General features: G+C 68.4%; 7 protein-coding genes and 1 pseudogene. 4 read left to right on the top strand and 4 right to left on the bottom strand.

Features of this window, described 5'->3' with window-relative positions; translation table 11 throughout:
- The 4 genes and pseudogenes from BL253_RS33140 (at nt 1) to BL253_RS41970 (ending at nt 2,543) form a co-directional block, all read left to right on the top strand.
- Nucleotides 1-876: an SDR family NAD(P)-dependent oxidoreductase gene (locus BL253_RS33140; RefSeq protein WP_076821436.1), complete on the top strand. Its 876-nt coding sequence runs from the start codon at nt 1-3 to the stop codon at nt 874-876.
- A 146-nt stretch (nt 877-1,022) separates the two neighbouring features.
- Nucleotides 1,023-1,331, top strand: a pseudogene (locus tag BL253_RS33135) (ABC transporter substrate-binding protein); the annotation flags it as partial.
- Between the two features lie 431 nt (nt 1,332-1,762).
- A complete protein-coding gene (gene panD / locus BL253_RS33130) occupies nt 1,763-2,185 on the top strand; it encodes an aspartate 1-decarboxylase (RefSeq protein ID WP_076821434.1) in 423 nt (140 codons plus the stop codon).
- Nucleotides 2,186-2,333: 148 nt separating this feature from the next.
- Nucleotides 2,334-2,543, top strand: a complete 210-nt coding sequence (locus BL253_RS41970; RefSeq protein WP_131831633.1) for a hypothetical protein — start codon at nt 2,334-2,336, stop codon at nt 2,541-2,543.
- A gap of 421 nt (nt 2,544-2,964) precedes the next feature.
- On the opposite strand, the gene BL253_RS42585 is transcribed toward BL253_RS41970, so the two are convergent.
- The 4 genes from BL253_RS42585 to BL253_RS33110 form a co-directional block, all read right to left on the bottom strand.
- On the bottom strand, nt 2,965-4,581 hold the full coding sequence (locus BL253_RS42585; protein WP_158230466.1) for a sialidase family protein: 1,617 nt from the start codon (nt 4,579-4,581) through the stop codon (nt 2,965-2,967).
- Nucleotides 4,582-4,967: 386 nt separating this feature from the next.
- Nucleotides 4,968-6,203 carry an IS4 family transposase gene (locus tag BL253_RS33120; protein ID WP_076821431.1) on the bottom strand — a complete coding sequence of 412 codons (1,236 nt, stop codon included), beginning with the start codon at nt 6,201-6,203 and terminating at the stop codon, nt 4,968-4,970.
- A 368-nt stretch (nt 6,204-6,571) separates the two neighbouring features.
- Complete coding sequence (locus tag BL253_RS33115; RefSeq protein ID WP_076821429.1) at nt 6,572-7,510, bottom strand: quinone oxidoreductase family protein; 939 nt, start codon at nt 7,508-7,510, stop codon at nt 6,572-6,574.
- Nucleotides 7,510-8,685 (bottom strand): FAD-dependent monooxygenase, encoded by a 1,176-nt coding sequence (locus BL253_RS33110; protein ID WP_076821427.1) that lies wholly within the window; start codon nt 8,683-8,685, stop codon nt 7,510-7,512. The genes BL253_RS33115 and BL253_RS33110 overlap by 1 nt, the downstream gene beginning before the upstream one ends.
- Between the last annotated feature and the right edge of the window lie 38 nt (nt 8,686-8,723).

The following is an 8,723-nucleotide window of genomic DNA, read 5'->3' as shown; positions in this document are numbered from 1 at the left end:
ATGGGCCGTTGCCACGCGCTTGAACTCGCGCGGCGAGGGGCGAGAGTGGTGGTCAACGACCTCGGTGGCCATCCCTTCGGTGGTGGCAGCGACCCTGGTCTCGCGGAGTCTGTCGTCGCCGAGATCAAGGCCGCGGGAGGCGAGGCGGTCGCGAACACGGCGTCGGTCGCGACGGCGGACGGCGCCAGGAGTCTCACCGAGCAGGCCATGGACGAGTGGGGCCGGTTGGACGCGGTGGTGGCCAACCATGCGATCCTGCGCGACAAACCGTTCGACGAGATGACGCTCGACGATTTCGACGATGTGATCGATGTGAATCTGCGGGGCGTCATGCGGGTATTTCATCCGGCCTTCAAGGTAATGAAGTCAGGTGGCGGCGGGCGGATCGTGGCGATCACGTCGAGCGCGGGCATGCTGGGCGCGCATGCCCAGGCCAACTATGCCGCCGCGAAGTCCGGCCTCCTCGGGCTGACACGCTCCATTGCCCTCGAAGGCGCTCCGCACAACATCAAGGCGAACATCGTCGCGCCGGGTGCGCTCGGTACCCGGATGCACCTCGCGATGGTGGAGTCGGCGACCTACCACGCCAGCGCCGACGCTGATCTCGTACGCAACGCGAAGGTGGCAGCGAGCCTGAAGCCGGAGCGTGTGAGCCCGATCATCGCCGTCCTCACCCATTCGACGTGTCCGGTCACCGGTGAGGTCCTGTGCTCATGGGGTGGTTGGTATGGGCGGTTCGGCATCACCCGCAACGCCGGCTGGTCGGGAGGCGCAGAACTCGCCACCGCGGAGGAGATCGTCGACCATTGGGGCAAGGTGGTCGACCAGTCTTCGGCGCGTGACGCGGGACTTGACGCCTTCGCGGGCCAGCACTGAAGTCGCTCAGGCTCGGCTGACAAGCACCGCTCCAGTGGTCCATCGGCTAGCTCAGGCGAACGTATTGCCGAACCACGCGGCAACTCGCGCCCATCGACACGCAAGGTGAATACATGTTGCGCACTCCGGGAAAAGTCAGCCGGCGAACCTATGGAAAGGACATCGACCTCAGCTTCCAGGACGGCATGATCATGTTCACGCTGGTGTCGGCGTTGCAGACGGCGTCACAGGGCGTGTCCGGGGACATCACTCTGGCGGCCCTCGTCTCGACCATCAAGGGCATGAAGGAGACCGAACTACCCGGCGGCGGTGGAATGAAGTTCCGCTGCAATGGCAAGGCTGCTTCCCCGGACCAGCAGGCGGTGTGCGTCGCCGGTGGTCTGTCGACCACCCTCGACGACAAGGGCCAGCCCGCCGAGTACCAGGTTCTCAGTACCACCTTGATCCCCGACTGATTTCTCGTGCCAGCCGATGGCGGCCGTCTCGTGGAGAACCGGTGTGGCCCGGGATTCGCGTCCCGGGCCACACCGGCTGATCGACGTGTCGGGTGGGAGGGTCGGCTCGGGGTGGGCGCCCCGGTGTCCGGTCCATCGAGCGGCTGGTCTGGCGTCCGTCGCTGTGGCCGCGCAGCCTCACGGACCTCCCGGTCGTGTTCACACCGGCAGGACACTGACAGTGAACGCCTGCCGCCCCTGTGATGCTTGTCAAGCCCATGGACTGGTGCCTCGTCGTAGGTTGGTCCAGGTGGCCGCGGCTCCGGCTCGGTCCCGATGGCGAGGGACGCTGGAAGCAGCGTCGGGCCGGGGGTCACCATGCCGCCGCCACGCCCCTGCCGCATGGCGGTATGACCCAACGATCCGACGTCTAGSGCAGGGAGTACCTCGCCGTGTACCGGTCCTTGCTCTCCGGCAAGATCCATCGCGCCATCGTCACCCAGGCCGACCTGCACTACGTCGGGTCGATCACGATCGACGAGGACCTGATGGCCGCGGCGGACGTCCTCGAGGGTGAGCAGGTCCACGTCGTCGACATCGACAACGGTGCCCGTCTCGTCACCTACGCCATCCCGGGCCCCGCCGGCTCCGGCGTGATCGGCATCAACGGCGCCGCCGCCCACCTCGTCACCCCCGGCGACCTGATCATCATCATGGCGTTCCGCCAGGTCGACGAGCACGAAGCCCGTACCTTCCGGCCACGCGTCGTCCACGTCGACACCGCCAACCGCGTCGTCGACCTCGGCACCGACCCGGCGGCCCCCGTCCCCGGCGCCCCCGACCAGCTCTCCGGCGCCCTGCCCGCACCCGCCTGACGCCGGGCAGGCCAAAGCGGCCTGTGCGAGACCTGGGACTCGGACGGGACGATCGCGCCGGGCATCGACGTCATCCGTATCCCCGGTCACACGCCTGGGTCGAGCCTCATCGTCGTCAGTGGCGAGGGGCAGCGCGCGATGCTGCTCGGTGACGTCGTTCATTGTGCCGTCGAACTCCTTGACGACGAGTGGACGGATTCGCCGACGTCGACCCGGTGCGCGCCAGGAACGCCCGCACGCGCTGGTCCGTGAGTTGGCCGGCCAGGACATCCCCACCGTGGCCGCGCGCTTTCCGTGCCTTCGCTTCGGGCACCTGTTGCTGGGCGAGCAACGGCGCGCGTTCAACTTTACCGGCTGACCGGCGCCCGTCGGGCTGATGAATTTGGAAACGGATCGGTAAGCACACGACCGCGATACCTCGCGGCATGATCGCCGCGTGAGCGCTTTTCAGTCCAGGTGGTTCTCGGTGTGGTCGGGGTCGGTAGTCGAGGTCACTGGCTGCGATGTGCGGGGACGGCCCACTCCGCCATGTGCGGGCTCATCGGAGGTTCCGGTCGTTTCAGGTTGCCGTCGAGCGGGCTCGACTCGCCGAACACCTACACATCAGGTCGTACGCGGAGCGACAGGCTGCTGAGGGTGCGGTGTCGTGGCGCGCGCCGGCCGGGCGGGACTGTCCTGACAGGGGCTTGGATGGAAGCCCCGTCACAGACATGTCGCCCGCCCGGCCGGTTCGCTCCACGTCAAATCGGACGCTGACAGCCGGTCAGCCGGTCAGCCGGTCAGCTGCCCCAGGGCCAGCTGGGCCACCAGCTGGGCGTGCTGGGTGCCAGGTGGCCGCCGACGATCTCGTACGCCGCGGACTGGGTGTTGTTGGGGTCGCGGGTGCTGTCGCGGAAGAAGGCGGCCCACAGGGTGCCGTCGGGTGCGAAGCTGAGCCCGCCGTGCTCCATCAGGTTGTAGTAGGTTGCCTCGGTTGACCCCGGCGGTGGGATCAGTACCGCCGAGCCGCAGCACCGGTTGGGCATCAGCGGGTTGGTGGGCGCGCTGACGGCTGCTGTTGCGATGGTGCGGGTGTTCGGGTTGTCCGCGTGGTCGATCACGGCCAGGTAGCCGTTCCAGTCCTTGCTGCCGTCCTTGCGGCCGAAGTAGGACAGGCCGACCCGGCCCTGTCCCTGCGCGACGACGGAGGAGAACACTGACAGGAGCCCGGGCGCCGACACTGCGGTGGGCTGGGTCCAGGTCTTCCCGTTGTCCTTGGACACCGACAGYAGCGTCTGGTGCCTGTTGAAGGTGAAGTAGAGCGTGCCGTTCGCGTCCCGGGCCAGCCGCTGCTGGCCGTACAGCTGGAAGACCTCGGGGCAGCCGGCACCGGCGATGGATCCGGCGCAGCCTGGGAGGTTCGCCTGCTGGTCTTTCAGGATGTCCTGGTCGATGTCGACGCGGGCGTCGGTGACCGGGTTCCACGTGAATGTGGTGCCCGCGTCCTTGCTGGACCCGACGACGAACTGGCCGCAGGCGGAGATGGCCACGTACACCGTGCCGTCGGGGGCGGTGAGGCCCCGCGTCGGAATGATGATCGACGGCTGGGTGACCGACCCGCCCGGCCCGTTCACCGGCTTGCAGTCAGCCTGGGGGAAGGTCGGCTTCGTGGCGGAGGGGCGCTGGAAGGTCTTGCCACCGTCCAGGGAACGCCAGCACTGGAAATCCGGCCCGAAGCTCGGGTACGGCGTGACGTTGCAGGTGTAGACGACGTTCGGGTAGCCGGTGGTCTTCGTGCCCTTCGGGGGCGGCCCGACGAAGATCGACCCGAGGTCGCCGAACGTGTTGGGCTCCCCGTTGGTGGCCCCACCGATCCGGGTGACGTGCCAGGTGTTCCCGTCGTCGTCGCTGTAGCCGATCGGGTTCGTCGAGCCGGCCCCCGGCCCGAAGAATTTGGCGATGCTCATGAAGAAGACCCGGTTCGTGGCCGGGTCCACCTGCACGAAGCCGATGACGTCCGAGAACTCGACGGGCAGTGTCACCCGCTGCCACGTCTTGCCACCATCGCGTGAGCGCGCCAGACCCGCGCGGCCGTCCTTGTCCAGGACGCCAGAGGCCTGGAAGATCGTGCCCCGGCTGTTGACCGCGTTGCTGCCCTCGATGCCCTGGATGCCGCTGCGCGAGTTGCAGCCCACCCAGGGCGCAGGGGAACCGTTGTTGAAGGTCGCCGGCTGCTCCTCGGCGCAGCCGGGGACGTCACGCACGGCAGGCGTCGCGGCCGAGGCAGCCGCCGGGCTCGGCGACGCACTGGCCGACGCCGGCGCGGCGGGTGTCGCCGCGCCGGCGGCCGTGATGGGCAGCATCCCTGCCATCACCGCCGCGGCCAGGGCGCCGGCTAACCTTAGTTTTCTCCGCATGAATGAGTCCTCCGGTTGTCATCGGAATCTGGCGGGACCATGCGGTGGCGAACTTTACTCCTCAATGTGCCCGGCGCAATCACCCTATCTAGTCCCCCCTATCTAGGGTAGGTCCGGCATGGGCACGAGCGAGTCGGCGAGATCCGATCAGACGAGGGCCAGCCGGTTGGGGTTCGATTCCAATGCCGTTTAGTTAAGCTGCGCGCGCGAGAGTGATCTGGTGTAGTGGGGTGTGGGGCGGCAGGTTTCRGTGTCGATTGGGCGTTTGGTGCGTAGCCGTTGTGCCGAATTTGTCCGATGACTCGTGGGTAGGTGCGTTGTCGGCGGTGGGGTCGAGGCGATCGCGGATTTCCTTGTAGATCTGGTCGAGCGCGTGGGCGTGTCGGTCAGGGACAAAAATCCGCCTGGTCGGTGACCCGGCGGCGGGTGATGCGGAGGGTTCTCATGAAGGACAGCCGGTCGGGGTCGACGTCGGCTGCGTCGGCGGCTTCGGTCATGAGGGTGCGTATGGCGTAGTGGGTGAGGAGCAGCGCCCAGATCTCCTGTTTCACGAGTTCGGGTTTCTTGGATCTGAGGACGCGTTTCTCGCCTCGCTGATGGGTCTTGATTTCGTCGAAGGTGTTTTCGATCTCCCAGTGTTCGTGGTAGGCGGCGGCGAGTTCGATCGCGGCGGTGTCGGTGTGGTCGAGGATCGTGGTGATCAGGCAGATGAGTTCGCTCGGGTCATCGCCGTATGGGCCTGGTATCGAGTATTCGATGACCCGGACTGGTAGCGCTGTGCCAGCGGGTAGGGCGCGGCCAGCGCGGGCCGCGGCCACCAGGGGCCCGCGTTTGGCGACGGGGACTTTCGGGTCGATCAGCAGCGACAGGTAGGAGCCGTCAGGCAGAGCTTTGATGACGGGCAGGGTGAGTAGAGCATTGACCCGCCAGAGCAGGTCCGCGCCGGTCGCCAGCGCGCGGCGCCACAGGTCGAAGCCGTAGAAGGCTCGGTCGGCCGTCAGCAGCATCCCCGGCTCGCAGGTGTCGAGCAGAGGTGCTGCGAGCGACCGCTCATCGCCAAGGCAGCCTCCGATCGTGGCGTCCACGATCGCGTGTGTGCCGCATTCGGCGAGTGCGACGACCAGGGCCTGCGGGAAGGCTGCGACTTTTGGTCCGTTCGTGGATCGGCCGAACGTCTCGGCGTTCTCAGCGGTGTCGGCGACGTCGAGTGGGAAACCATCGACGGCCATGAGCCGCCGTGACCCGAGCCACGCGCCTTTCGTGCCCACGCCGGCGACCGGTACCGCGATCCGCTCGAACAGCAGTTCCATCGGCTCCGGACCTAGCCGTACCCGGGCCTGGGAGATCGCTCCCGTTGTCGGAACCTTCCGCTCCGTCGTCCATGATCCGAGCGATTGCAGCGTTCCGACGAGCCTGCGCATCACTTCTTCGTAGTCGTCCTCGACGAACAGGCACATCGCCATGGTGAAATAGACGACGACCCTCGCTGGCAGCGACCTCGTCCGCCTTTCCAGCCGACGCGTCTCCATGAGAACCTCGTCGACGACATGCCGCGGAACGACCCGCGCGAGCACCCCGATCGAAATCCGATCGGTCAACCGATCGCCAGCAACAGCAGGCATTTCAAGGTCTCCGCAAGACGCGCCAAACCGGTCATTCTACGAGGACCAAGAACAACCGATCGGCGAAGCTCGTTGTTAAGTCATGGCGAACAGCCGGGCCCGATTGCTGCAACCCTGGCCATCTGTTGGCGTGTCGGAATTGACGGCGTGACCATCAGCCTAATCGAGCGGCATTGGGGTCTGGGGTCAGGCGGCGGGTTCGATGGCTACGGTGTCGCCGAGCTTCTCCAGTTCGCCGACGAGAGTGTTCGTTCGTTTCTCCGGGTTCCGGCGGCGGGTGTGCGAGCCGCCACCGAGGTGGCCGGTCTCACCTACATCGAGGACCCGTGCCTCACTGGACCAGACGTCATCAAGGGCGAACAAGGCGTTCAGCGGACACTCAGCTTGCCCGTGGCGCCCTGGCCCAGCGCGATGAAGGCCTGGCCCACGTCGGCCAGGGCGAACGTCCGGGTGATCGGCGCCACGAGCTGGCCAGAGCCGGCCAGCTCGGCGATCGTCCGCAGGGCCGGCTGGTCGACCTCGGCCACCACGTTGGTGGCCCGCACCCCGGGCAGGCGCTCCGCGTCGGCGGCGTGCCCGGTGCAGGCGACCCGCCCACCAGGTGTGAGGACGCGCCTCGCCAGCTCGGTGAGCGTGTCCCGGTCCCGGGTGACCAGGTCGACGACGGCCGCGACGCCGACGGGGGCCAGTGCCCAGACGGCCGCGGCGAGGCCACCCTTCGTCCAGTCGACGACTCCGGCGGCACCCAGCCCGCGGACGTGGTCCTCCTCCGGGCCGGGCCGGGCCGTCGCGATCGACGTCGCCCCGCGCAGGTGAACCAGCTGCAGCACGTAGCCGCCGATGCCACCGGTCGCGCCGTTGACGAGGACCATCTCGCCGGCGCCGGGATCGACGGCCTCGACACAGCGCAGTGCCGTGAGCGCCGCGAGCCCCAGGGCGCCGGCGGTGGCGTCGTCCACCCCGTCGGGGGTCGGGGTCACCCAGCCCCGCGGAACCGCGACCAGCTCGGCGAAGGTGCCCCGGGCGGCGACCCGTTCACGGACGAGGCCGAACACCCGCTGGCCGGGCGCGAGATCATCCACGCCGGCTCCGACCGCTTCCACCGTGCCCGCAAGGTCGCTGCCCAGCACGACGGGGTAGTGGTACTCGAGGTAGCGAGCAGCGCCGCCGCTCGCCACCAGACCGTCGTGCGGGTTCACCGAGGAGGCGGTCACCCGTACCAGCACCTCGCCGGCGGCCGGCCGCGGTGCGCGCACGTCGGTGAAGGCCGGTCTCGCCCCTTCGGCGGCGAGCACGTAGGCGCGCATCAGTACCGCTCCCCGAACAGCCGGGCGAGTGCGCCGGGGATGCCCAGCGCGCAGAGTTCCTTCTGCGCGGCGGTCAGCTCGTCGCCCCGTTCCTCCTTGAGCAGGACGAAAGACATGTCGGCGACGAACTGGGTCCGGTCGCGCCGCCGGCCGTACCAGGCACCGAGCGCGTCCGGCAGCAKGTCGTGCTCGTCCAGCGCGGCGGCCAGCGTGACGGCGTCCTCCACGGCCATCGCGGCGCCCTGCGAGAGGTGCGGGGTGCTGGTGTGCGCGRCATCACCGGCGATCGCGATCCGCCCGCGGTACCACGGCTCGCGTACGACCAGGTATTCCAGTGGGGTGTAGACGATGGAGTGCTCGGGGGTGACGCTGTCGCGCAGCTCGCCGAGCCGGCCGGAGAAGCTCCGCGCACGCTCGCGGAACAGCTTGAGGTGGTCCGACTTGCCGTACCGCGGGTTGCCCTCTTCCGACGTGACCAGCCCGAAGTACATCCACTCCTGGCTGATCGGCGTGAGCACAGCCTTCACGTCCGGCCCGAACGCGAGGACGATGCGGTCGAGGTAGTCCGGCCGGGGCAGCGTGACCCGCCAGTTGGCCGACCCCGTGAACTCCGGCACGTACCTGTCCCCGAACAGGTGCTCGCGCACCTTGGAGCGCACTCCGTCGAAACCCACGACGAGGTCGTAGCGGCTGGCGCGGGCCCCGGCCGCACGGACGGGCATGATGTGCCGGCTGGTCCACGTGGCCGTCTCGACGACGACACCGTCCGGTTCCTCGGCCATCGACCAGATCGTCGCACCGATGCGCAGGCGGGCGCCGGCCTTTTCCGCCGCCGCCCGCAGGATGCGGTTGTAGGCGGGCCGCCCGATCGCGTTGTTCGAGGGTGCGGCGTACACGGCCGGCGGCATGGGCAGCGCGCCCAGCTGCTCACCCGCGAGGCTCCACAGATGCAGCTCCTCGAACGGGAAACCGGCCGTCAGGCACTCGTTCCGCACACCGATCTCCTCGAGGGCTGCGAGCGCGTTGACAGGCTGGTTCAGGCCAACCCCCAGCACGGTCTGCGAGCCGGCCGCCTCCACGAGGTCCACCTCGACGCCACGCTGGCCGAGGGCCGTGGCGAGCGTGAGGCCGCCGATGCCGGCGCCCTGGATCAGGACACTGCCGACGGCGCCCATCAGCGAAGCATCTCGGGGGCGGGTAAATACATGCTGAA

Source organism: Pseudofrankia asymbiotica (assembly GCF_001983105.1).
Lineage (GTDB): Bacteria > Actinomycetota > Actinomycetes > Frankiales > Frankiaceae > Pseudofrankia > Pseudofrankia asymbiotica.
The sequence above is the reverse complement of the archived record's forward strand: the minus strand, read 5'-3'. Positions and strand labels throughout refer to the sequence as shown.